Consider the following 24720-nt stretch of genomic DNA (forward strand, 5'->3'; position numbering starts at 1 on the left):
TTCCGAAAATGCACCCTTCATAGATCTATTATTTCATCCTTGGCGGTGGGGCATCATCTTCCGATGATGCCATTTTTCTACGTGGCTTCGTTGAATTCCCGATACAGCTCGATTGTGGGCAGATGTGCATCGATAGTCTCGCGCACCTTCGCGGCCATCGGCAGGTTGTTTTTCTCGTTTTTCCACACATCCATAAACCGTTCGACCGTCTCGCGTGCTGTGTCGAGGACCAGCTTTTCGGACAGCGCCGACTTGGCTGCCAGATGTGCAAGCTCATCCTTGGATAGCTCCGCCATTCTTTTCGTGCGTGAAAAGTTAAGCGCCGCCGTATCCTCTCCCTCGATATAGGGGATGGTCGATAGCAAATCGTAAGCCGGCGAGAGCGCAGGAGTGCGGCGATCGGGGTAGATCAGAGACCAATTTTTCAGATGCATGTCACCATTGCCGATCAGTGTGCTGAAGACCAACCGGCGGATGAACTCCGCCACGTCGGCCGTGCTCGTCTCGATGCCGAGGACGCGGGCGATCATCCGGTAATTGCCCTTGCTGTACTTGTCATCCGGCTTCACGCCGAACACTTGCGCAAAATCCTCGATGTGTACCGGGCCCTCCGGTGTACGGTCGAAACGTCTAATAGCGAGCGCTTGCCCATGCAGTTCGCCCACGCCCTGTGGCAAGCCGCTAACTGCATCCAGCTCGACCAACTGGATCTCCGGCACGTCCATGCCCATCATGCCGGCGATGGTCATCATTGAGAATTCGTTTTCTGGCACGCCGCTATACTGCTGGGAGGGCAGCTTTACGATCCATGATCCACCTGTACCCTCGGCCGGAATAGTCAGGCCACCTCCCTTCGTGGTGTTCTTGAAGGCCGAGAATTTCAGCTGCACCCCGGCCAGCGAAAAGCGCAACGCATTCGGTCGCGCTTCGACAGAAGCCTGCTCATCATCAGGCGGCAGGTCATCGCCGTCGGAGGGGTGTACCGTTACCGCACCAGGCAGGTCGCGGCCGAGCATCCAGAGCAGGAAAAACTCCCGCGTCTGTTTTACGCCGGCGCGCTCGGCGAGGTATTTGCGCAACGGGCCTTCCGGCAACAGGTTCGAAAAGAACGGCGGGACCACCATGTTATACGGACGGAACTTCGTAACCAGTGCGCCGAACGGGTCCTTGAATGACAGGCTGAGTGTGGGCCGCTTCTCGTCTTCGATATAGGCCTCGTTGAATGCGAAGATCGAGCGGCCATCCTGCAGGTTCGTCAGGGTGGCGACTGGTTCGCCGTTTAGCTTGACATCTAGCACCGTGACTTTAGGCATCGTCGTCCTCATCCAGTGCGTAGGCCGAGCGCGGGACCGCGTCATCGCGGTCGCGATGCACTGCGGCGTTGCGCAGCTGTCTTATCTCGCGCGCGATTGCACCCATTTCTTGCCGTGACATCTTATCGGCCCGGGAAGTCTCCAGGCGCTCGGCTGCGCGCTTGAGCATGTCCAGCTCGTCAGGGGTCAAAGGCAAATGCCGAAGGAGGGCCAGGCTATCCTTGAATATGTCCGCGTCGGCCCTTGTTCCAGCCCCATCGCCGAACTGCGCCAACCATCGCTCGAGACGAGCCACAAGTTTGCGCTGGTCGGATGTAAGGACGTCATTTGACGTCGAGCTGCTATCGAGGATATTGCGGATCGCCGGCATCAGCTTCTTTGGCGCAAGTACGATCTCGAGGTCGAGTGCACGCGCCACATCCACCAGGCTGCCTAGTCCGGGCTCCATCGTGCCCCGTTCGATCTGGGAAATATGGCTTTGCGTCAGGCCCGAACGTGCGCTCAGCTCACGCTGGCTTACTTTCTGCCCTTCCCTGGCAGCGCGTAATTGCTGCGTTATATGCTCTGTCTTGTATGCCACGATCATTATCCTGCATCACATGATACCGTCTATACAAGATAATATATAGAAAACTCCGCAGAGGAGTGCAACATTGATATACAGAACCGCATCGCTCAGATGGTTTATATATAATCATATATCGGCGCAACGATGCAGGCTCATAATACGGATCTAGCCTCTGTAACCACCCATCAGGATGCGCAACAGATCGGCCTGTGCAGACCCTGCCGGCATCGTATCCGCTGTGAAAGGGACATTGATATAGGCCTGCCCGTCAGGTTGCGGCTGGCAATGCACGCCGAATTCCTCGAAAAGCTGGAACCCGACCGCACCAACATCGATCAGTGCATCATAGCTCGGCCAGCCCCAACGCGTATCCCATAGGCCGCGCAGCTGCTCCACCAGCCGGCCGATGGCCCTGACAAAAGCCTGATCCTCGGTCGGCAATTCGGGCGCTACCTCGCAGAGGGTGTCGTATTCGTTCATCCCGTCCAGATGGCCGAACAGGTAGGATGCGATCCGCAAGGGCTCAAGGATGACGATACCGACTTCCTCAAAGACCCGCACCACATTACCATGCAGGCGATAGGACCGGATGGCATCGCGCGCCCTGCTACGGCAATCCTTCAGCCGGACGGCCAAATTGTCGCGGAAACGGGCTTCCTCGTTGACCGCGAACCCCGCCGACAAACGGCAGACTGCATATTCACCCCAGCAGGCTTCGGCGAAATGCTGCTCGTGATCGCAGATGAAATATCCGGTCGGCGGACGAAAATGGATGCCAGGGAATTGGTCCTCGCGAAAGGCGTTTTCTTCGACATGCGCGCATTCATGGGCGATGATGGCAATGGCCGTACGGAAATCCTCTTCGTCGCGATCGGCCTCCTCGAGCACAATCGGGCATACCGGACCCGCCGACAAAACGATATGCGTCTTAACGGCGTCGCCACGCATGACCACGATACTCTTTCCGACGCCGGCCAAGTCCTCGTCATTGGTACGGCTCAACGGCGCCAGCCCTTCGACGCCGCGATCGAGGTCACGCAGCGCCTCGTCGTAATCGACCGCTACGGTCACACCGTCGAGCGCGCTGATATCGATATATTCCCCGACCTCGCGCAGAATGTGGAACATCTGCTGCCCGAGGCATTCGGCGCCGTACTGGTTGGTGATGCCCCGTACCGTCACCTGGATCTGCGGAAGCGTGGAGGCAGGCACCTCTTGTCGCGGCGTGTCGCTCGTATCCATATTAGCCCCTCACTCCGCTCGCCTCATGCGGTTTCACCCAGCTGCGCCTGCCCGCCAGCGGCAAGCACCTTATAGCGGGCATGCAGGTCATAGAATGCTTCGTCGCCCACCATGGTGGGTATCATGCGCACAAGGCTGAAGACGCACAGCAAAACGGCGAGGCCGAGTATGTTCAGCGTCTCCTGCAGCTCGTCTTCCTCCAGCAGAGGATCGAGGCTGAACAATGCGGTCCCGTCCGCCAGGAACGAACGATGCCGTAATAGCGAGCTGTAGGTGACATGTGCCGTGTCGGCGGAGATCTCACGATACATGTGCGCCATGCGCGGGAACTGGCTGTCCTTGCTCAGGTCACTCGGCTTTAACTGCGCGCCCTTCTTGTCATTCAGGAATTCCTGCAGCAGCTTACGCGACCCGGCATCAAGGTCCGTCTGCATGTCCTTAAACGCCTTGGCTCTCGACCATTTACTCTTGGCTTCGTCATCCTTGAGCGCCTGCAGATAATCAGGCTTGCGGCGCGCCGCATCCATATGGATCGCGCATTCGACGACCTTGCGGCAGGTACTGCGCACATCGAGCACCTTATCATGCTCAGCGAGCAACAATGCCGTGTCGAACAATGTCAGGGCACGGGCGAACAGCGCGAATTTCACGAACAGCAGTTCGGGCTCTTCGCTTTCCGGCGCATCGAAGCTGTCCACGTCCGCGAGCTTCGACGCAGCCATGCGGAAATCCCTCATCCATCGCAGCCATGCTTCATTTATCTGGGGCTGATCATCATTCATGCGATTCTTCCTGGTTGCCACCGGTACGTGCGGAGTCAAATAGCTATCCCGGAGGATAATCCCACCGCCAAATGGTTCAGCGGAATGCGATGCGACTATGCGATAATCAGGAAGTCGGAAGCCGTCAGCACCAAACCTTTGTCAGAGAGGCGAACTGGACCGCAGCAGCCTTTCCGTACTGTCAGCCTCATACTGGAGAGCACCCGTGTCTTTATGTGGCCATTCCTACATCGTGGCGGACGTGAACGGAATGCGGAAGCCGCAATTACCGTGCCCGTCCCATTGGAAGAAGAAGCCACCCTCGCCCAGCACATCGATGATGATCTCGCCGATCGGTGCGAATTCGCTTCGATCTTCCCATTGCCCGTACCTGGACCACAGTTCTCTTAGCGCGGTGCGCAGCCTTTCGAAAAACGGGGCGAACCAATGCCCTTCCAGCGCCCCGCGGACCGCAGGCACATCGTCTATCGTCAAGCCGTGACCGTCCATATGGCCGAGCAGATAGCTGCCGCTCGTCATCAGGTTCTGGTAATACCGCACGACCTCGGAGAGTATTCGGTCATGGTCGTGATCGGTGCGATAGCGCGGGATACATTCGTTTGCCCGGTTCATCGTCTCGTCGAGATGGGTGATGAATGCATTGGTGTAATCCTGCAGAGGATCTCGGCCGAACGGGGCTGCGATACGGCACGCCGCATACTCATCCCAGCAGGCGTTTTCGGCCTGCCCTTCGCAGGCATCTGCGGCATCATCGTAGATTTTTTTTAGCAGCGTATCGGGGAACGCCTTGTCAGTCGTCATGGTGAGTTCGACATGTGCGCAGTCATGAGCGAGCAGATGCAGGGAATGGGCGTAATGCTCATCTTCCTCGTCCTGCAGTGAATAGATATAGGCAGCGTTCAGTACCAAATGCGATTTGAGAATACCGTCTCGAATGACGCTCGGCGCCATCGCAACGCCTTCGACCAGCTCGGAACTGGGCGTTAGGCGGTGGTCCGTTTCATATCCTCTATCGAGTGCGAGAAGCGCTTCCTTGTAATCGACGGCGATAGTGATGCCGTCCAGCCGCTCGAGATTGATGTAACGGCTCAACTCCCGCACATAATTGCCGACGCAATAGGCGAGCTTCTCTCCTGCTTTTTCTTCCATGCCTTGGACTGAAATACAAATGCTGGGCACGGTGATCGGTCGCTCTTCCTCGATGATCTCAGTCATGCTTCCTCACGCTGCCTACAAGTGCGTCTTGGCCCAGACCAGCGCGGTCAACGCCCCTGCCCTTGCCTCTTCCACGGATGCGAATTCCTTGTTGCCGCTGCGGGTCGCACCGTTCTTGCGGTTCGTTACCACCACGCCAAAGCCTGCATTTTTGGGGAATACCGTCAGATTATACCCTTCGGTGTTGATGTAATCATTGCCCTTGGCCGACCGTTTCCACGAGCGCTCGGCCCATGTCTTACGGCGTTTGGCGAGGCTCCTTAATCCCCTCTCCCGTTCTTTCGGACGGGCATAGTCCTCTTCCATATGTTCGGCACAGACGCAGCCAACGGCCAATGATTCCGTGGTCTGGCCGTGCTCCATATAATGGACGTAGCGGATGTTGACGCTTTTGCACATTTCGCAAAGCTGGGAAGGCTCACCCAAATCCTCGATCCCGACACATGACCATCCCTTTTTGGGCACCCCAGCTTCGGACCATTTGCCATGACTCGTATGATCCCTGGTCATCGCGTCCACTCAATCTTGACCTCTATTTCACGATACTGAGCTTTGAGCGTCGGACTTCACTACCCTCATTGTCGGTACCGTGCTGGGGCAGAATACAAAATAAAAGTCGTTCGACCTCAGTCATTGGAAGCGATAGCTCATCGGCAACGTCCACGAGACTTTTCCGCTCCGCCCAAAGCTGGGATAAAACCTTCCCCCATAGCACAGACGTTTCCCTGGGGATGCCATCAGGTTCGCTCGTGCGATAACCGCGTTTCCCAAGCTCGATACATATGGAACGGTATTGCCATTCGGAGAGCATGGGTCTGGTAAGATGTGCCAGTCGGTATGCCAGCGCCATTGCCGAGACGCGCCACCTTTTCTTCGCCCGTAAAATGAGATCAGCCGTTATAAGACGGGGCATTCTGACCCTAACGTCTTCCTCCGGCATTAGAAAGGCGGAAGCGAAGCGGTTTGCCTCCACCTCGGCCGTGCGTGTATCTTCGTCCGCACCTGAGGTTTGGCCATGCCTGTGCAGGACCAAATGGCCCAGTTCGTGAGCCGCATCAAAAATACTACGCTCCGCCGATTTGAACGAATTCAGAAACACATACGCTTTGTCATTTTGCCAGAACGAGAATGCATCGACATTTGCCGTGGTTTCTTCTAGCCCCAGGACGCGGATGCCTTTGGCCTCCATCAGTTTCATCATGTTTGCGATGGGTTGGTAGCTGAGGCCCCAGTGCTGGCGGAGAGCATCGGCGGCAGCTTCAGGTGTCAATTCCGGGTCGAAATGCGGCAAATCCAACGCCGGTAGATTGTATCGATTTTCAAGCCACTCATAAACTTCGACCCCGTTATCGCCTGCCGAGAGGGCAGCGTTTCGTTCTTTCGCGGTCATGCTCGACAGGCTTCGAAAGCTGACGATTTCTGCTGAAAGGAGTGCCGGGTCTTCCTTGAAGAAAAACTGCACGGGATAACCGAGAACCTCTGCGAGTTTCTCAAGTGTTCCAGAATCAGCCTGGTTCTGACCGGTTTCAAGCCGCGTGATTGTGACCGGCGATACGCCGGCCTTTTCTGCCAGTTCCTTCGCTGTCAGCTTCTGCCGTTTTCTGGCGAGGCTGAGTCTCTTTCCATTGAACATGATTGTTCGGCTTTATTTTCGACTGACGACGATATCCAGATCCGGATCGTTGGTCGGTTCATTGATGCCAAAATCGACCGTGTCCAGATCGCCACCCTCAATCAAAAATACGCGATCGATACAGCGAAGGAATTGGCCATTCTTCACCACAGGTAAGCTGAGTTCCATTGCGCCAAACTGATCGACCATCAGGTAATATGTTTTGTGGTCTCCATGAAACTTGACCACGCTGATAGGGAGGTCGATACCGGCAGCTTCAAACATATCGCCACAAGCCACGCGTTCGGAGCCAGCGCCTTTTCGAGACCGCGCTTTAGGATCCGCTTTGCGGCAGGCTTGATTGACATTTGCAAAGAGAACTCGAAGCTTGAGGACATCATTGCGGATGCCTTCCACACCTTCCTCGCTAAAGATCTCCCAATTTCCACCGAGGTTTTCGGCTCGAAGGCCCTTCACTCCGTCCATATACGCGAACATGCCGGCGGCATTGGTGGGATGCAATGGTGAGGCAGTAGCAGCAGCAGCAAGTGCGTGATGACCTGCCGCGATCAATTTCTCACGCTCAAGTTCCAGACGAGCAAGGTAAAGGTCGCCAATCTCAGGATCAGTGATTGTCTCTGGGCTGATATTTTCCATGCCGCCTACTCATGTTAATTTTCTCAACCTCATTTGTGGAGGAAAAAATTAACATGGTCAAGCTAGAAGAATGAACTCGGCTAATTCACAGGACGCCCCACGCCCGAAACCTCCCCCTCCCCGTCATCTCGCGGAGCCCGAGCTCGCCGACAATCCGCCGCGCCGCCTGCGGCGTCACCCCGAGCGTCTTGGTGACCGTCCCGGCATGAACGAGCGGCGTCGCCATGACGAGATCGACAAGCTCCGGCAGTTTTGAAGACGTTCGTCTCCCCTGCAGCTTCCGCGCCATCATTTTTCGCGCGAGCGCCAGCCGGTCGTGCTCCTTCAGCCCGATCTCGGCGGCAGCGATCAGACCGTCGGCAATGGCCAGCAGCCGGACTTCTCGGCTGCGATGCCGGCGCCGGTCGACCGGGATGGTTTTCAGGCCGAGGTTGATAGCGGTGAGATGCGCGCCGGAGGTGATGCCGGCCTGGCGCAGGATCGAGGCAGCAAGGTGCCGGCCGAGCCAGGGCGCGTGTTGCAGCACGTCGAGCGTATTCCAGGTATCGAGGGCGACGATAGCCTGCAGCACCGGCGGCAGATTCTCGGCCTGGCGCAGCACGGTTTGCCATTCCTCCAGCCGTGCGTCCTCGTCCCAGTCGAGGTCATAGGCGAGCGGGTCGCGATCCCGGGACCGACCTTTCGGTGCGACCGCCTCCTTCAGCACGGCGTCCGAGCGCGCCAGCACCGCATCGATGGCAGCCAGCTCGGCGTCGAGGACGCTGGCGTCGTCGCTGTCCTCCCTCTCCCCTTCCCCGGCCGCATCGGCCTGTGCCACGGCGTCTTCGCTCTCGGCCGCGCCATCTCCAAGAGATGCTACAGGCCACGCCTGCCCGGCAACGACGTTGTGGCGGCGCAGGCTGCGGAGGCCGTCGGGGCTGAGCGCCCAGCCGGACGGCTGTGCGGCAATGCGCCGGCGGGTGCGCATGACATCGCGGGCAATGGTCAGTTCGTGCGTCGGCGTGCGGATGTCGTGGCTGGCATCGTGCAGGACGAGGTCCTCGAGATGCACGAGTTCGCCGTCGATCCACAGCGAGGCGCAGGCATCGGCGAAATGGGATCGTTCGATCCATCCGCTCCCGACCTCCGAACGAGAAATCCGCTCGTCGAGACGGGCAAGCGCGGTTCCTGCCGCGGAAATGGGCTTGAGCAGTACCTGGAGCAAATCCGGTGGCAGGAGGGATTCCTGTTTCCTGCAAATCATGAGATTCTTCTTTCATGACGAAACGCCGCCTGCCCATGGCCGAGCATGCCGACACGCTGTCGCTGAAGGCGCTGCGCGAGCTCGTGACGGGTTTGGTGGAGCGGGCTGATCGAGCAGATGCCCGGATTGAGAAGCTCGAAGCTGAGAACCAAAGGCTTCGGGATGAGAACGACCAGCTCAGGCTCGAGAACACCCGGCTGAAGATCGACAACCAGCTTTTGCGTGACGAGATTGCTCGCCTGAAAAACCTGCCGCCGCGCCCGCCCTTCAGACCGTCGGGGATGGAAAAGGCAACGGGTGGCAAGACGCTCACCGGCAAGAATCCGGCGCCCAGGCCGCGAGGGCCGAAGAACGATACGAAGCGGGTCACGCGTGAAGAGGTGCTGGCTGTCAATGTACCGCCTGGATCGCGCTTCAAGGGCTACAAGGACTGTTTCGTCCGGGATCTGGTGTTGCGGGTCGAGGTGGTTCGTTACCGTCGGGAATGCTGGGTGACGCCGGAGGGAGACACCATCATCGCGCCGCTGCCTGTGGGGATACGAGGCGGGTTTGGGCTCAATCTGCGGCGATTTTGTCTGATGCTGCATGCGCATGGGCAGGTCACGACGCAGCGAATGACGACGTTGCTCAACGACGTCGGTGTCGAAATCTCCAAACGCCAGGTGGTTCGTTTGCTGACAGAACGGCTGGACGGCTTTCATGCGGAGGATGCAGCCGTCCTCCACGCCGGCCTGGTCTCGGCGCCCTATGTGACGGTCGACGACACCGGTGCCCGTCACGCCAACCGCAATTTTTATACGACGCATATCGGTGGCGAGCATTTCACCGCCTTTCGCACGACGTCCTCGAAGTCGCGACTGAACTTCCTGGCGCTGCTGCGCGGCAACTATCAGGACTATGTCCTTAACGATGCCGCCTTCACTTTTCTCGAAGACCGACAGGTCGACCCTGCCCTTCTGGCACGGTTGAGCACCCACGAACCGCAGCGGTTTGCCAATCAGGTTCCGTTCCTCGCCTATCTGGCTGAGAAGGGTATCGACATCTTTGACCGGGACATTATCCGCCCGTTTGCCGAGGCCGGTATCTGGGGCTCCATTCGCCATCATGGGCTGGTCGGTAATGCGGTGATCGTCTCCGACGATGCCGGGCAGTTTCGGGTCGGTACCCACGCGCTGTGTTGGGTCCATGCGGAACGGCTTCTGCACAAGCTGATGCCGGCGACGCCGCGCCAGGGAAAACATGTCGAGACCCTGCGCGAGCTGATCTGGCTCTTCTACAAGCAGCTGAAAAACTACCAGCGAAGTCCAGGACGGCGTGCAGCCCGCGGTCTTCAGGTTCGGTTCGATCGGATATTCTCCATCCGCACCGGATATCGCGACCTCGATCAACTGCTGTTGCGGCTGAAGCGCCGCAAGGCCGAGCTGTTGCGGGTTTTGGAGCGGCCTGAGACGCCGCTGAATACGAACGCCTCGGAACGGGATCTGCGCGGGTTCGTCATCAAGCGAAAGATCTCGGGTGGCACGGTCAGCCGCAATGGCCGACAAGCGCGCGACAGCATGCTCGGGCTGATGAAGACCTGCCAAAAGCTTGGTCTGTCGTTCTGGCACTATCTTGGCGATCGGCTGGGCATGGGTGATGACGACCATCCTGTTCCGCCCCTCCCTTCCATGGTTGCGGCACGCGCCTGACGCCTCATCCTTGCCCATTGGGCTGGCACTGCCACCAGATTTGCTCCACTTACCTTGAGCAGACTTTGGAAGGGCAATTTCGCGAGATCGTAAGACATTGAAATCATGGTAAATGATTTCCTATAGGAACTCTATCTCAAAGTTAGGTTTCCTCACTGGGTATACTTGAGTGCTGGACTGTCTACCATCGATAAGTATCGGTTATCGATGGTAGTTGATCTGCGGCCGCAAATCAGAAAGAATCGGGGCAAATCACGGTCCGAGCGACCGCCGAAACCCGCGATTTTGGAGCGATCGTGGCCAAAGCCAAAAAGTTACTCACCGCCGTCGAGCGACGCGCCGAAGAACTCGACACCATTGCCGCCGTCCTGCCGATCGAGCGCCGCGATGAACTCGCCGAGCTGCTGACCGACCAGGATGTCGAGACGCTGCGCCATCTCGTCAACCAGGGCATGGGCGACAACACGCTGCGGGCGCTCACCTCTGATCTGACCTATCTCGAAGCCTGGGGATTGGCCGCCACCGGAAAATCGCTGCCCTGGCCGGCGCCCGAGGCGCTGCTGCTGAAATTCGTCGCCCATCACCTGTGGGATCCCCAGCGACGCGAGACGGATGCCGATCACGGCATGCCGGCCGCCGTCGACGAAAACCTTCGGAGCCAGGGGTTTCTCAAATCCATCGGACCCCATGCGCCATCGACGGTGCGCCGTCGGCTGGCGAACTGGTCGACGCTGACGAAATGGCGCGGTTTTGACGGCGCCTTCGCCTCCCCTTCTGTGAAATCCGCAATCCGTCTCGCCGTGCGCGCCGTCCCCCGGACGCGGGGTCGCAAGAGCGCCAAGGCGGTCACGGGTGACGTGCTGGCCAAACTGCTCGCGACCTGCGCGACCGACAGCCTGCGCGATCTGCGCGACCAGGCGATCCTGATGGTCGCCTTTGCCTCAGGTGGCCGTCGGCGCAGCGAGATTGCCGGACTGCGACGCGAACAGCTGACCACCGAGCCGCCGATTGCGGTCGAGAATGGCCCTCCCCTCCCCTCTCTCGCCATCCATCTCGGTCGCACCAAAACCGCCTCCGGCGAGCAGGACGATGTCGTCTATCTGACGGGCCGGCCGGTCGAGGCGCTGAATGCTTGGATGGCGGCGGCGAAGATCGACAGCGGAAGCGTGTTTCGGGGGATTGGGCGATGGGGCACTGTTTCGAAGCGGGCGATCGATCCGCAATCGGTCAATGCGATCCTCAAGCAGCGAGCGGAGATGGCCGGGTTGGATAGGGGGGAGTTTTCCGCTCATGGGCTGCGGTCAGGCTATCTGACCGAAGCGGCAAATCGCGGAATCCCGCTTCCTGAGGCGATGGAGCAATCGCGACATCGATCCGTTCAGCAGGCTGCAGGCTACTACAACAACGTTACAAGGCGGAGCGGGCGCGCTGCACGAATGCTGTGAAAACAGTCGGCCCAAAGAGGATGCTGAGGCTCGCCGATGTAGAGTAAGACGAGGGCGTTGCCGTTAATCAGCCGCCCGCGGAGCTCCTCCCTCGCAAAACTCCAGAAACCGCGACGCCGGATCAGCGGTCTCCTCGAGCTCGACTAGAAGCAAATACGTGCAGCCCCTGTACCTTCACACCGCTTGGTGTCGGTCACGTTAGTCGTCCCTCAGCGGGCGCAGATGGAGCATCACGAGGGAACCTAGTACTCGCGAAACGGGGATGCTGCTGATGTCTCTAAGCTTCTGGTCTGCATCCTCTCAGCCGCATCGAAATTAAATGCGTCGATGGCGTCCTTGGGGCCGGCCGGCCGGCTCTAAGAACAGGTCCGTCAAGACAATTGGGGCGATCTCGTGAGGCCTTGATCGATAAGGATGGCAAAAAACGTAATGAAGGATGTGGCGGTCGTCCTGCTTGCGCGCAAAGATGGCCCAGCACGGGATGAGGGGCGCAGGGCTCCGATAGTGACTGACAGCCTGCTGTCCGTCGGACCCAAGCGGCTCGGGAGGTGGTGAACCGCTTGAACACTCTGAGGGTAATACTGCAATGCAGAACATTGAAGTCCCGCGCTTGCACCGCGCACATATCTCGGCCTGCAAAAAAAGGATAGTCTTGGCGAACCCGGCCTATCCGACCATTCACATGCAGTCAGACTCAGGCCTGCAGGTTGTCCGCAGACATCTTGCCGGACTTGCGATCCTTTACCAGCTCATAGGTAATTTTCTGGCCGTCGTTGCCGGCCGCGCATGCCGGCCCGCTCCACTGCGGAAATATGGACGAACACATCGGCGCTGCCGTCGTCCGGCTCGATGAACCCGAAGCCCTTCGTTGCGTTGAACCACTTTACCGTACCGGTCGCCATGACGTCTTCCTTTGATCAATCGCATTGCCGAAGCGTGCTCGGCTGACACTTTTTTTGCGGGCTGCACTGATAGACGCTTCTTGCCGCGGGGAAAGCCCATACTCACCGTCGAGGTGTCCCGGTACTCCTCGCTCTATCGCCGCGACGATGGTGCTACTTGTTACCTCGTTGTTTCACCCGGATGCTGATCGGACCGCCCTCGGCCTGGCGAATCTCGAACTGGTTCGTCTTGCGGATAAGATCGCTGAGTTTTCGGAAGCCGAATGTACGCGGGTCGAAATCCGGCGCCAGGTTCAACAACTGCTTGCCGACGGTGCCCAGGTTGACCCAGCCGTCATCGCTATCCTCCTGGGACAGTACCTTCTTGATCAGCGGCACGGCCGATGTTGCCGGCTGCAGCGGCTTGTCGGTGGAAGCAGTATTCTGCTCGTCCTTGATCGTGCCAGGAAGCAAATTTTCGGTATAGACGAACCGCCGGCAGGCCTGGCGAAAACTTTCCGGTGTCTTCTGCTCGCCGAAGCCGAATACATCGACACCCTGTTCACGGATCCGGGCGGCAAGCCGCGTGAAATCGCTGTCCGAGGACACCAGGCAAAAGCCGTCGAACCGACCGCTGTGCAGCAAATCCATTGCATCGATGACCAAAGTGATATCGGAAGCATTCTTTCCCGTTGTATACGCGAATTGCTGCTGCGGGATAATCGCGTGCTTTGCGAGTACGTCCGCCCAACCCTTGGAGCGCGTGCCGGAAAAATCACCGTAGATGCGACGCACGCTCGCCTCCCCGATTTTGGCTACCTCTTCGAACAGCCCGTCGGCGATTTTAGCGGATGTATTGTCCGCATCAATCAGAACAGCCAGGCGCGGAGATCGAGTTTCAGACGGCATTGCTCTTCCTCATTTTTAAAACGGTCTCGAAGGCCAGCAGAGCCTGGCTCGGACCAGGCAAGCAACTTCATTTAACTCGCCCATCGGACCGAGCGAAAACCTGCCTCGTCGGATGATGTCAGTAGCCGCCAGCCGAGTTGATCTACCCTTCCCCGCTCCAGCATCCGCCGATCGCAAAACCCTGACAGCTGTCAGGGTTTTGACCAGCCGACCACAAGCATAGGCAACCAACTATCCCGTCCTGCGATTGCTATCGCCATCGACCCGAAGCAGCGCCATAAGCGCCGGGCCAAGTGAAAATTCGCCCCGTGCCGCCTTCCGTGTCAGGTCTCGCAGATATCCGCCAGGCGAGTTGATGTGCCCTGCCCGCTCAAGGATGCAGGCGATCGCCGTGGCCGCACTTTCCGGCCCCATCACCTCGCAGGCCTCCTGATAGGCTGACGGGCTGACGCCCAGCATCGACCGGACGACCACCGCTGCACCCATCATCTCGCGCCAACTTCCGATCGTACCGCCCGGGCCATATATCGCGATCTCGGGGCAAGCCCGCATCACCATGCCAAGTGGGAAATTCCGGACGGGCTCCCGCTTCGGCCGATCATCGTCCACCGGCTTTGCGCCCTGCTCGTTTTCAGAGCTAGGTTCAAATTCAGTGATGGATTCGGCGTTTGAATTCTGTATGTGACGCCCATTTTGGTCACCATTGGTGCTATTATTTTCGTCTTTTTGCTGCATTTCCAGGATGTTGACAGCCTCCTGCAGCAAGAGCTCCATCTCGTCCAGGATTGAATTCACATCACTGAGGGTCGGAGAGCGCGGAATCCTGCCTACGAGACCGATGTACATCGCTTCGATGCTTTCCCAGTTGCCTGACGCACCTTCCTCGATCGCGGCAGAAATGAGCTTTCGAACGTCACGCCGGCATATCGTCAAATTTTCCTTCGCCCGACGGAGGGCGAAACGATCTGCAACGACCTGTTGTGCCATCATGGCAAGCTCATCTGTTCGCATGAGCAACGGTGACAGATCAAAGCCGAATGCGCTATCGATCGCACCCGCCTTGTCCTTCCGGGCGTAGCGCTTTCCATTCGCGCTGTCCTTCCGCACGATCAGTCCTGCCTCAACGAGAAGGGCCAGATGTCTGCGAAGGGTAGCGCCGGCGATACCGTGCGCCCGAAGCGTCAATTGTGTGTTGGACGGAAAAACGATGAGCTGCGCATCCTGGCGCAATTCGGTGTCTGGATGAAAGCTCAGGAGCGCGTCAAGGACGGCCAGGCTGCGATCCTGCAGGCCAAGCAGCTCCCTTGCTTCGGATGCGTCCCGAAAGACTTTCCATTTGTCTGCTGTCTTGCCCGGCTTGATCTTACTCGTCTCGATCTGCCGCTTCACCAGGGCAAGCGTCGCCGGCCGCCGCCCAAAGGGCGTCGTCACACTTCCAATCTGCATTTTCTTCACCTTCAAAAAGGCAAAAGAAACCTGCTCACCAAATTACGGTGCCAAAGACTCTTGACTGGGATTCGGGGAAATGCGATTCTCTAGTTGTCACACATTGAGAGAGGCTTCCACGACGGCAACGTTTGGGGGGCCTTTTTCTTTTGCAGTTCGTCCTTTTTTATCTCCAAACCCTGACAGCTGTCAGGGTTTCTCGTCTTCTCGCAGGCGGACAAAGCGCTCCGTTAGCGCTGGGAGCTCCGCTTCAACAAACTTCAAAAAGTCGACCCCGAGTGAACCCTCAGCCGAAATTCGAACCTCTTTCGAGGATATCAACAGGGCGCCAAGCTTCGTTCCGCTCTTGTCTGTAATCGGGCTTGGCTCTCTCCGACCAGCCGATACTGGCTTGATGGCGTTCAATGCACGCTGAAACCTTTGATCGGACGTCTCAACCGCATCGCCCCTCCTAACCAGTGCTGCCCTCAGGGCATCGAGCGCTCCCGTGTCGCCCGCAACCGCCTTGGCAAGGTCGAGCCAACGTGGCCGCCCGATCTTCGGCGCTCGCCCAATGGCCTCGATGATATCCGCGGGAACGATCCTGTAGACATTCCGCATCCGAGCCAGTTCTGCGTCCTCGATCGAAAGCGCAGCGTAGATGTGCCGAGGCTTGATCCCCGCATCATCCATTCGGGAGGCAAACAGCGCGCGCTCGATCCAGGTGAGGTCTTGGCGACCCGCGTTTTCGATGCCTTGTGCAAGAACTAGGTCGAGGTCGGAAATCTCGACTTCGAGAGCGCGAACAGGCCTGTCAAGCTGCATGGCAGCGAGCCAGCGTCGATGACCGTAAACGATCTGATAGCGACCTGGGGACGAAGGGTGTTTGCGAACCTGGACGGGAACCTTTTGCCCCTCAGTCTCGATCGACCGTTTGAACGCCTCGAAGCTCGTTGCGTCATCGTCCGGCAGTCTGTCCGGATAGGGGGATGGGTCGATGAGCGACGGATCCAACTCGCGAACCGAACCACCGCCTGACTCCACGATAGCCTTCAAGCGATCTCGCTCTGTTCGAATGTCGTCGATTGCTCGGTGTGCAGCACCGATCACACCTGCTCCGACACGATTTCCGGGAACCGGGGCAGCGGCCTGCGACGGCTGCTGTTGATCCGCAGCCTGATCGCTTTCCAGCTCTGCGGAAAGCAACCCGAAGCTGGCGACAATCGACTTGCGAGGGGATTTGCTCATGTCCGCCCCCAGCTCTCATTGACGAGGCGAACAATCGCCTCGTTCACAGCATCTACCGCCTCGCGGGCACGCTTGTGAGTATCGCGTCCGATCTGTCCTAATTCGAGCTCGTATACCGAGCGTTTCGCCAAGCCGGCTGCTTCAACGGCGGTGCTTTCAATGGCGGTCGGCAATAATACATCGGAGCCGAACAGGTGCCGAAGCATCGCAACGACTTGCGACTGCGGCGCGTCATTGGGGTCGTGTCGTGTAACCAGATACCGGATGAAGTCCTGGTCCAACTGAGCGCCGCTCTCGTTCAGAACACTAATCAGATCACCCATCATGAGAAGGAACTGGCTCATTGACGCGACGTCCAGCATGGCTGGGTGGACCGTAATGATCATGCTAGTCGCGGCGTATATCGCGCTCAAGGTCAGAAAGCCGAGGGACGGCGGAGTGTCGAGAATCACAATGTCGTAGTCCGCCTCGACTTCCAAAAGGGCGAGTTTCAGCCGCTCAAAGAAGATTGCGCCGGAGCTGGACTTGTTCGCCAAGATCCGTGGCGTTTCGTGCTCATACTCCATGACTTCAAGATTGCCAGGAATGAGGTCGATGCCATCGAAATATGTCCTGCGAATTATATGGCGGATGGGACGACGCTCGGCGTCATCGTAACGCAAAGCGGCATAGATCGTTTCATTCGACCCGACATCAACTTCTGGCTGAGCACCGAACAAAGCGGACAAGGATGCTTGCGGGTCCAGGTCGAGTGCGAGGACGCGATACCCATGAAGGGCGAGATAGTGGGCAAGGTGGACACAGGTTGTCGTCTTCGCGCTGCCGCCCTTGAAGTTGGCTATCGCAAGAACCTGGAGGTGCTCCCCGGCACGACGACGAGGAAGGAATCGCAAGGCGTCTGCAGGTTTCTGCATCGCGAACAATTCACGCAGTTCATTGATCTGGTCCAGTGTGTAGACGCGATGGTTATTTTCCAGCCTACTGGGAATCGGCCCACGTCCTTCGGTGGACATGAGCTTCAGGGTGGAATCGGGTATAGACGTCAGCTTCGACACTTCGTTGGTCAGAAAGGGACGCAGGGTCTTTTCCGATTTTGGCGGATACATACGAGTTCTGAGCTGCTGCAATTGCCCGGACAGAAGCCCGGCATGGCGCATGATTTTGCTGCCGGCATCTTCCTTCGAGCCAACACTTGCTTCTACTCGGTTTGCTATCGCCATCTGTCCCTCTTGGCGGCTTTTCGCCGGTTTACCGGCCATTGCCCGCTAAAAATAGAACACGATTCTCCGAACTGGTCCAGAGGTTTAGGGTTAACAAAAGGTTAACGACCGGGGACAATCTGCATAAGGCTGTTCGGATTTTTGCTTTTCCGCTCCGGGAGTTAGCCTCAAATGCCCGGCTCCCTGATCCCGGAATGTTCTCCTGTGAATCCTACAAATCCAAACAGTGTAGCAGCAAGTGGATTAGGCGGCTCTGTAGCGCCGCACCCCTTATGAGCCGCGACTCACCTCGCTACGTGCATGTTGGATCTTACAACTGCCCTCCGATTCCAAACTGTGCTGATTTCCCGCCGACCAACAACGACGGAGAAAGATCATGCGGGCTCTCGCGCTCTCAACACCCCGGACGATCCAAGAGGCGCATCTCCTACACATCCACTATCAGCTTCGTGCTCGGGTCTTTTCCGATCGCCTGGGTTGGGAAGTCGATGTAACGGCGGGGTGCGAGTCCGATCGTTTCGACGCGCTTCGGCCGACCTATATTCTCGCCATCGCAGAGACCGGCGAATTGGCGGGGTGCGCAAGGCTTCTTCCTGCGCTCGGACCGACAATGGTGGCCGACGTTTTCCCGTCGCTGCTCCCCGACGGCCAACTCAAGGGGCATGCCGCGATGATCGAGAGTTCTCGCTTCTGTGTCGACACGGCTCTCGCGGAGGGGAGGGGCGCCGGCTCGGTCCATGAAGCGACGCTGACCATGTTCGCTGGCATCATCGAATGGTGCGTGGCAAATGGGTACACTGAGATTGTTACTGTGACCGATCTTCGGTTTGAGCGCATCCTCGCCCGCGTGGGGTGGCAGCTGCATCGTTTAGGCGAACCCAAGAAGATCGGCGTGACGACGGCCGTAGCGGGCACGCTGGCCGCCGACGCAGACATGTTCCTCAGGCTTCGCCCCTCCAACTACCGTTCTGAACTCGCCCCCTGTCAGCCAGGCAGCGTAAGGAGAAATCCGTGAACCAGCTTCGCTCTCACCCTCGGCTCGTCCGCAAACTTCAGGAGGCGCTCGGCGACCAGCTTTGTGTTGCCCTGGACGACGCGAACGTCGTCGAGATCATGCTTAATCCGGACGGAAAGTTGTTCATCGAACGGCTCGGTCACGGCGTTACGCCCGCCGGCCAGATGTCGTCGGCTGCAGCGGAGATGGTGATCGGTACAGTGGCGCACGCGCTTCAGTCAGAGGTCGACACGGAGCAGCCAATCATCTCCGGCGAGCTGCCAATCGGTGGCCACCGCTTCGAGGGTCTATTGCCCCCCGTCGTCGCCAAGCCTGCCTTCACGATTCGACGCCGGGCATCACGCCTCATTCCGCTCGAAGACTATGTTCGGACCGGCGTGATGACAGAATACCAGGCCGCCACGATCCGCAGTGCCATTTCCGCGAAGCTGAACATCATCATTTCCGGCGGAACGGGCTCGGGCAAAACGACGCTTGCGAACGCAGTGATCTACGAGATCGTCAACTCTGCGCCAGAGGATCGCATCGTCATCCTTGAGGATACCGCGGAAATCCAATGCGCGGCCGAAAACGCGGTTCTCCTCCATACCAGCGATACGATCGACATGGCCCGGCTCTTGAAGAGCACCATGCGCTTACGCCCCGACAGGATCGTCGTGGGCGAAGTCCGCGACGGCGCGGCCCTTACATTGCTCAAGGCCTGGAACACCGGTCACCCTGGCGGCGTGGCGACCATTCACTCGAACACCGCCATGTCGGCGCTACGCCGTCTTGAGCAGCTCACGGCCGAGGCAAGTCAGCAGCCGATGCACGAGGTCATCGGAGAGGCCGTCGACCTGGTCATCTCGATCGAGCGGACGCCGCGCGGCCGGCTTGTTCGCGACATCATCCAAGTCGAGCGATTCATCAACGGACAGTACGAGATCGAATCCGATCAACTCACCGACGAACAGGAGGCGCGCCATGTCGCGTAAGCATACCCTCATCGCCGCCGCGCTCGTGGCGGCGCCAATCGTTCTTGCCTCTGTCGCGCCGGCGCTCGCCAGTTCCGGCGGCAGCCTCCCATGGGAAGGGCCACTGCAGCAGATTCAGGAATCGATAACCGGCCCGGTCGCGGGTGCGATCGCGCTTGCAGCCGTGGCCATTGCCGGCGGCATGCTCATCTTCGGCGGCGAGCTCAACGATTTCGCACGGCGCCTTGTTTACGTCGTTCTCGTCGCCGGCATCCTGCTCGGCGCCACCAACATCGTCGGCCTGTTCGGTGCGACCGGCGCTTCGATCGGGCTACCCGACGAGCAGGTCACGTCAATTGGTTCGAACGGGGGAGGGGAGGGAGATGATGGCTGAGTCCGTGTCCGGCTTGCGACGCAATCGCATCCATCGTGCCCTCTCGCGCCCAAACCTTCTAATGGGCGCGGACCGCGAATTGATGCTGATCACCGGCCTTGCGGCCGTCATTCTCATCTTCGTGGTTCTCACGGTCTATTCGGCGCTCTTCGGCGTCGCCGTCTGGATCGTCATCGTCGGGGCGCTCAGGATGATGGCGAAGGCCGATCCGCACATGCGGCAGGTCTATATCAGGCACATTTCCTACAAGCCCTATTACAAGGCGACCACTTCGCCGTGGCGACGGTATTGAGGAGGCGGCCATGGTAGCTCTCAAACGCTTCCGGGTGACCGGCCCATCCTTTGCCGATCTCGTTCCCTATGCCGGCCTTGTGGACAATGGTGTCCTCCTCTTAAAGGACGGAAGTCTGATGGCCGGCTGGTACTTCGCGGGACCGGACTCCGAAAGCGCGACGGACCTCGAGCGCAACGAGTTGTCGAGGCAGATCAATGCCGTTCTGTCGCGGCTCGGAAGCGGGTGGATGATCCAGGTCGAGGCCATCCGCATTCCGACGGTCGACTATCCCACAGAAGACCGTTGCCATTTCCCGGACCCGGTGACCCGCGCGATCGATGCCGAGCGTCGGGCGCATTTCGCGCGCGAGCAGGGGCATTTCGAGAGCAAGCATGCGCTGATCCTGACCTACCGGCCACTTGAGTCCAAGAAGACTGCACTCAGCAAATACATCTACTCGGATGAGGAAAGCCGGAAGAAGTCCTACGCGGACACGGTGCTCTTCGTGTTCAAGAACGCGGTGCGTGAGCTTGAGCAGTATTTTGCCAACACACTTTCGATCCGGCGAATGGAAACCCGCGAAACACTTGAGAGGGGAGGGGAGCGAATTGCCCGGTATGACGAGTTGCTCCAGTTCGCCCGGTTCTGCACCACCGGCGAAAGCCATCCAATCCGGCTTCCCGACGTTCCCATGTATCTCGACTGGATCGCCACCGCGGAGCTTGAGCACGGACTGACGCCAAAGGTCGAAAGCCGTTTCCTCGGCGTCGTTGCGATCGACGGTCTGCCGGCCGAAAGCTGGCCGGGTATTCTGAACAGCCTTGATCTTATGCCGCTGACCTATCGGTGGTCGTCACGTTTCATCTTTCTCGATGCCGAGGAAGCTCGACAGAAGCTCGAACGCACGCGGAAGAAATGGCAGCAGAAGGTCCGACCGTTCTTCGACCAGATATTCCAGACACAAAGTCGATCCGTCGACCAGGACGCGATGACTATGGTGGCCGAGACCGAGGATGCCATCGCGCAGGCCTCGTCGCAGCTGGTTGCCTATGGCTATTACACACCGGTCGTCGTGTTGTTCGACAGCGATCGCGAGGCACTGCAGGAGAAGGCCGAAGCGATCCGGCGGGTGATCCAGGCGGAAGGATTTGGGGCGCGCATCGAAACGCTGAACGCCACCGACGCCTATCTCGGTAGCTTACCGGGCAACTGGTATTGCAACATCCGTGAGCCGCTGATCAACACCAGCAATCTTGCTGACTTGATTCCGCTGAACTCGGTCTGGTCCGGAAATCCTGTTGCGCCATGCCCTTTTTATCCGCAGAATTCGTCGCCCTTGATGCAGGTTGCGAGCGGATCGACAGCGTTCCGTCTGAACCTGCATGTCGATGATGTCGGCCACACGCTGATCTTCGGCCCAACCGGCTCAGGCAAGTCGACGCTTCTGGCCCTGATCGCTGCACAGTTTCGCCGGTACGAACATGCGCAGATCTTCGCCTTTGACAAAGGCAGTTCACTTCTTCCCCTGACGCTTGCCGCCGGCGGTGATCACTATGAGATCGGCGGCGACAATGCGGAAGAGGGGAGGGCCTTGGCCTTCTGCCCACTCTCTGATCTCAAAAGTGATGCCGACCGGGCCTGGGCGACCGAGTGGATCGAGATGCTGGTCGGTCTGCAGGGCGTCACAATCACCCCCGATCATCGCAACGCCATCTCTCGGCAAATCGGACTGATGGCGAGCGCATCCGGTCGCTCACTCTCGGATTTCGTCAGCGGCGTGCAGCTGCGTGAGATCAAGGACGCGCTGCATCACTACACCGTCGATGGGCCAATGGGCCAACTCCTCGATGCGGAGGAGGACGGCCTGACACTCGGGGCCTTCCAGACCTTCGAGATCGAGCAGCTGATGAACATGGGCGAGCGCAATCTCGTGCCAGTGCTAACCTACCTGTTCCGGCGGATTGAGAAGCGTTTGGATGGGTCGCCAAGCCTGATCGTCCTCGACGAGGCGTGGCTGATGCTTGGCCACCCAGTTTTCCGCAGCAAGATCAGGGAGTGGCTCAAGGTGTTGCGCAAGGCGAATTGCGCTGTCGTTCTCGCAACCCAGTCGATCTCGGACGCCGAGCGATCGGGGATTATCGACGTGCTGAAAGAGTCCTGCCCCACCAAGATTTGCCTTCCGAATGGTGCCGCTCGAGAGCCGGGGACGCGGGAATTTTATGAGCGTATCGGTTTCAACGAGCGCCAGATTGAGATCGTCTCGAACGCAGTCCCCAAACGCGAATACTACGTCGCCACGTCGGAAGGCCGGCGCCTCTTCGACATGTCGCTGGGGCCGGTTGCGCTGAGCTTTGTAGGCGCTTCCGGGAAGGAAGACCTGAAGCGCATTCGCGCATTGAAATCCGCACATGGCCACGACTGGCCGATCCATTGGCTTGAAACGAGAGGAGTTTACGATGCCGCATCGCTATTCAAATAAATGGATCGCCTGCCTGGCGGCCACCGCCATCACGATCGTAAGCTCAGGTTCGGTGCAAGCCGGTACGGCCACCGGCGCTGCGACGGAATGGACGCAGCTCGCCAACAATGCGCAACTTGTGGACCTCATGAAAAGCTCCGGCATCCAAGTCGACAATCAGCTGACGCAAATCAGCCAGCTTGCGGAGCAGATCCAGAACCAGCTTAAGATCTACGAGAACATGCTGCAAAACACCGCGCAACTTCCTGATCATATCTGGGGGCAGGTCGAAGGCGATCTCAACCAGCTGCGCAGTATCGTCGACCAGGGTCAGAGTATCTCATTTTCCATGGGCAACGCTGACGACGTTCTTCAGCAGCGCTTTCAGAGCTACGCCGATCTCAAAACCAACCTGCCTGATAACGCGACGTTCTCCTCGACCTACCAATCCTGGTCGGACACCAACCGTGACACGATCGCCAGCTCGCTGAAGGCTGCGAGCCTCACGGCCGACCAGTTCGATAGCGAGGAAGATACGATGTCCTCGTTGCGGTCGATGTCCGAAACAGCTGACGGGCAGATGAAGGCTCTGCAGGTCGGCCACGAGATCGCCGCTCAGCAGGTTGCCCAAATGCAGAAGCTTCGCGGTCTCGTCTCGCAACAGATGACGATGATGGGAACCTGGCTTCAGACGGAGCAGACCGACAGGGACCTGGCACAGGCCCGGCGGGAGAAATTCTTCAACGCCGAGGTCAAGAGCGTTCCGGAAGGTCAAAAAATGGAGCCGCGCTGGTGAGCCGCTCCGTCCTAACTGTCTTGGTGCTTGCTGTCGCCGCGGCATCCGCTGCGGCCACAGTGCTGATCGTCAATTCCAGCGACGGCGGAAAACCTGCGCTTACCGAGGAGCAGCGCTCAGCCCGGGAGAAGTTCTTCGGCTCGAATAAGGAGCTGCCGCCGATCAAGGATGGTCAGGAGATGCGCCCGAGATGGTGAAGCCCGCTGTCACACGTTCACTCCTGATAACTGGTCTGTTCTTCCTCGCCTATGCCGTACCCGCATTCGCGCAGGAGGGACAGGTCCTCACGGAACTGGAAAACCAGGTCTCTGCCGCCGCGAAAGGATGGGAGACCACCATCACGGATGCGGCGAAGTCCCTATTCTGGATTCTCGCAACGATCGAGATCGGCATTGCAGCCGTCTGGCTGGCGATCCAGTCAGCCTCCCTGGACAGCTGGTTCGCTGAACTGGTGCGGCGGATCATGTTCGTCGGGTTCTTCGCATTCGTTCTGACCCAAGGTCCGACCTTTGCGCGAGCAGTGGTCGACAGCCTTTTCCGGATTGGCGCCGGCGGTGGTTCAGCTTCGCCTGCTGAGGTGTTCGATGCTGGCATCCGCGTCGCCTCCCAAATGTCACAACAAGCACAGTTCGGGGTGTTCGAAGACAATGCACTCGCGATTGCCGCCGTTCTCGCCATGGGCATCGTTGTCATCTCCTTCTCGCTGGTTGCAGCTATTTTCGTGTCGGTCATGGTCGAAATGTATGTCGGCCTGCTCGCCGGCATGATCATGCTCGGGCTGGGTGGTTCCTCCTTCACGAAGGACTTTGCCATTCGATACCTGGTGTATGCCTTTGGCGTCGGCATGAAGCTCATGGCATTGGTGATGATCGCCAAGATCGGATCGAACGTCCTGCTTGGTCTTGCCCAGGCGCCTACTGCCTCGTCGGATCAGTTCGTCACGACCCTGGCGATCGCCGGTATTTCCGTCGTGGTCTTCATCATCGCCATGTACGTCCCGAACATCATCCAGGGCGTCGTCCAGGGCGCATCGGTTTCCGGAGGAATGGAAGCGATCCGCCACGGCGGGCAAGCGGCGTCTTTTGCCGCCGGTGCTGGCTTCCTCGCCGCCGGCGCTGCCGGCGCGGGGTTTGCGGCGGCTCAAGCCGCACGAGCTGGCGGTTCATCCGTTGCAGGTGCTGCTCTTCGCGGAGTGGGCGCGAGCTTCTCTTCCGGCGCGCAAGCAGCCGGTTCAGCCGCGAAGGAAAAGGCAATCGGCTCTCCGGGCGCTTATGCCGGGTCCATTCTCGGACTTGCCAATGCCAAGCTCGATGAGCATCGCGGCGGTCATAGCACACCGAAGCCTCCTCCCGAACGCAACGACAAACCGTAATCGAGACAAG

Annotated in this window: 23 protein-coding genes and 1 pseudogene; 10 read left to right on the forward strand and 14 right to left on the reverse strand. The window is 58.8% G+C overall.

The window, feature by feature from the left end; genetic code table 11:
* Nucleotides 1-77 precede the first annotated feature (77 nt).
* From J2J99_RS31160 to J2J99_RS31205, 9 genes are all read right to left on the reverse strand, one after another.
* Nucleotides 78-1313 (reverse strand): type II toxin-antitoxin system HipA family toxin, encoded by a 1236-nt coding sequence (locus J2J99_RS31160; RefSeq protein ID WP_168300979.1) that lies wholly within the window; start codon nucleotides 1311-1313, stop codon nucleotides 78-80.
* Nucleotides 1306-1893 carry a helix-turn-helix domain-containing protein gene (locus J2J99_RS31165; RefSeq protein WP_168300981.1) on the reverse strand — a complete coding sequence of 196 codons (588 nt, stop codon included), beginning with the start codon at nucleotides 1891-1893 and terminating at the stop codon, nucleotides 1306-1308. Before J2J99_RS31165 ends, J2J99_RS31160 begins: the two co-directional genes overlap by 8 nt.
* Before the next feature lie 153 nt (nucleotides 1894-2046).
* The gene (locus tag J2J99_RS34350) at nucleotides 2047-3123 is read right to left on the reverse strand and encodes a hypothetical protein (protein ID WP_246638657.1); all 1077 of its coding nucleotides are present in this window, start codon (nucleotides 3121-3123) and stop codon (nucleotides 2047-2049) included.
* Nucleotides 3124-3146: 23 nt separating this feature from the next.
* Nucleotides 3147-3905 carry a DUF5677 domain-containing protein gene (locus J2J99_RS31180; RefSeq protein WP_246638656.1) on the reverse strand — a complete coding sequence of 253 codons (759 nt, stop codon included), beginning with the start codon at nucleotides 3903-3905 and terminating at the stop codon, nucleotides 3147-3149.
* A gap of 225 nt (nucleotides 3906-4130) precedes the next feature.
* Nucleotides 4131-5120 (reverse strand): hypothetical protein, encoded by a 990-nt coding sequence (locus J2J99_RS31185; protein ID WP_168300985.1) that lies wholly within the window; start codon nucleotides 5118-5120, stop codon nucleotides 4131-4133.
* Between the two features lie 15 nt (nucleotides 5121-5135).
* Nucleotides 5136-5630 (reverse strand): hypothetical protein, encoded by a 495-nt coding sequence (locus tag J2J99_RS31190; protein WP_168300987.1) that lies wholly within the window; start codon nucleotides 5628-5630, stop codon nucleotides 5136-5138.
* A 22-nt stretch (nucleotides 5631-5652) separates the two neighbouring features.
* A complete protein-coding gene (locus J2J99_RS31195; RefSeq protein WP_105439465.1) occupies nucleotides 5653-6753 on the reverse strand; it encodes a helix-turn-helix domain-containing protein in 1101 nt (366 codons plus the stop codon).
* Between the two features lie 12 nt (nucleotides 6754-6765).
* A complete protein-coding gene (locus J2J99_RS31200; RefSeq protein WP_168300991.1) occupies nucleotides 6766-7389 on the reverse strand; it encodes a hypothetical protein in 624 nt (207 codons plus the stop codon).
* An 85-nt stretch (nucleotides 7390-7474) separates the two neighbouring features.
* A complete protein-coding gene (locus J2J99_RS31205) occupies nucleotides 7475-8632 on the reverse strand; it encodes an RHE_PE00001 family protein (RefSeq protein WP_168300996.1) in 1158 nt (385 codons plus the stop codon).
* A gap of 14 nt (nucleotides 8633-8646) precedes the next feature.
* On the opposite strand from J2J99_RS31205, the gene J2J99_RS31210 reads away from it, so the two are divergent.
* Both J2J99_RS31210 and J2J99_RS31215 read left to right on the forward strand, forming a co-directional pair.
* Nucleotides 8647-10320, forward strand: a complete 1674-nt coding sequence (locus J2J99_RS31210; RefSeq protein WP_168302465.1) for an IS66 family transposase — start codon at nucleotides 8647-8649, stop codon at nucleotides 10318-10320.
* 296 nt (nucleotides 10321-10616) lie between these two features.
* Nucleotides 10617-11765, forward strand: coding sequence for a site-specific integrase (locus tag J2J99_RS31215; protein ID WP_168302050.1), 1149 nt, complete (start codon nucleotides 10617-10619; stop codon nucleotides 11763-11765).
* A 694-nt stretch (nucleotides 11766-12459) separates the two neighbouring features.
* On the opposite strand, the pseudogene J2J99_RS34550 reads toward J2J99_RS31215, so the two are convergent.
* From J2J99_RS34550 to repA, 5 genes and pseudogenes are all read right to left on the reverse strand, one after another.
* Nucleotides 12460-12667, reverse strand: a pseudogene (locus J2J99_RS34550) (cold-shock protein).
* A gap of 153 nt (nucleotides 12668-12820) precedes the next feature.
* Nucleotides 12821-13555 carry an NYN domain-containing protein gene (locus J2J99_RS31225; protein ID WP_138397127.1) on the reverse strand — a complete coding sequence of 245 codons (735 nt, stop codon included), beginning with the start codon at nucleotides 13553-13555 and terminating at the stop codon, nucleotides 12821-12823.
* A gap of 231 nt (nucleotides 13556-13786) precedes the next feature.
* Complete coding sequence (repC, locus tag J2J99_RS31230) at nucleotides 13787-15001, reverse strand: plasmid replication protein RepC (RefSeq protein ID WP_168302059.1); 1215 nt, start codon at nucleotides 14999-15001, stop codon at nucleotides 13787-13789.
* A 189-nt stretch (nucleotides 15002-15190) separates the two neighbouring features.
* On the reverse strand, nucleotides 15191-16228 hold the full coding sequence (repB, locus tag J2J99_RS31235) for a plasmid partitioning protein RepB (RefSeq protein ID WP_138397129.1): 1038 nt from the start codon (nucleotides 16226-16228) through the stop codon (nucleotides 15191-15193).
* A complete protein-coding gene (gene repA / locus J2J99_RS31240) occupies nucleotides 16225-17448 on the reverse strand; it encodes a plasmid partitioning protein RepA (protein WP_065276670.1) in 1224 nt (407 codons plus the stop codon). Before repA ends, repB begins: the two co-directional genes overlap by 4 nt.
* Nucleotides 17449-17824: 376 nt before the next feature.
* Between repA and traI the strand changes: the two genes are divergently transcribed.
* The 8 genes from traI to trbL are packed head-to-tail and all read left to right on the forward strand — an operon-like array spanning nucleotide 17825 to nucleotide 24710.
* Nucleotides 17825-18463 (forward strand): acyl-homoserine-lactone synthase, encoded by a 639-nt coding sequence (gene traI / locus J2J99_RS31245; RefSeq protein WP_138397130.1) that lies wholly within the window; start codon nucleotides 17825-17827, stop codon nucleotides 18461-18463.
* Nucleotides 18460-19437: a P-type conjugative transfer ATPase TrbB gene (gene trbB / locus J2J99_RS31250; protein WP_138397131.1), complete on the forward strand. Its 978-nt coding sequence runs from the start codon at nucleotides 18460-18462 to the stop codon at nucleotides 19435-19437. The genes traI and trbB overlap by 4 nt, the downstream gene beginning before the upstream one ends.
* Entirely contained in the window at nucleotides 19427-19810 is a 384-nt protein-coding gene (locus J2J99_RS31255; RefSeq protein ID WP_138397132.1) for a TrbC/VirB2 family protein, read from the forward strand. The genes trbB and J2J99_RS31255 overlap by 11 nt, the downstream gene beginning before the upstream one ends.
* Nucleotides 19803-20102, forward strand: a complete 300-nt coding sequence (locus J2J99_RS31260) for a conjugal transfer protein TrbD (protein ID WP_138397133.1) — start codon at nucleotides 19803-19805, stop codon at nucleotides 20100-20102. Before J2J99_RS31255 ends, J2J99_RS31260 begins: the two co-directional genes overlap by 8 nt.
* 10 nt (nucleotides 20103-20112) lie before the next feature.
* Nucleotides 20113-22563 carry a conjugal transfer protein TrbE gene (locus J2J99_RS31265; RefSeq protein WP_168302051.1) on the forward strand — a complete coding sequence of 817 codons (2451 nt, stop codon included), beginning with the start codon at nucleotides 20113-20115 and terminating at the stop codon, nucleotides 22561-22563.
* Nucleotides 22541-23338, forward strand: a complete 798-nt coding sequence (gene trbJ, locus J2J99_RS31270; RefSeq protein WP_168302060.1) for a P-type conjugative transfer protein TrbJ — start codon at nucleotides 22541-22543, stop codon at nucleotides 23336-23338. Before J2J99_RS31265 ends, trbJ begins: the two co-directional genes overlap by 23 nt.
* Complete coding sequence (gene trbK, locus J2J99_RS31275; RefSeq protein ID WP_168302052.1) at nucleotides 23335-23535, forward strand: entry exclusion protein TrbK; 201 nt, start codon at nucleotides 23335-23337, stop codon at nucleotides 23533-23535. The genes trbJ and trbK overlap by 4 nt, the downstream gene beginning before the upstream one ends.
* Nucleotides 23529-24710 (forward strand): P-type conjugative transfer protein TrbL, encoded by a 1182-nt coding sequence (gene trbL, locus J2J99_RS31280; protein WP_168302053.1) that lies wholly within the window; start codon nucleotides 23529-23531, stop codon nucleotides 24708-24710. Before trbK ends, trbL begins: the two co-directional genes overlap by 7 nt.
* Nucleotides 24711-24720: the final 10 nt, after the last annotated feature.

Origin of the sequence: Rhizobium binae (assembly GCF_017357225.1) — a bacterium.
Classification (GTDB): Bacteria; Pseudomonadota; Alphaproteobacteria; order Rhizobiales; family Rhizobiaceae; genus Rhizobium; species Rhizobium binae.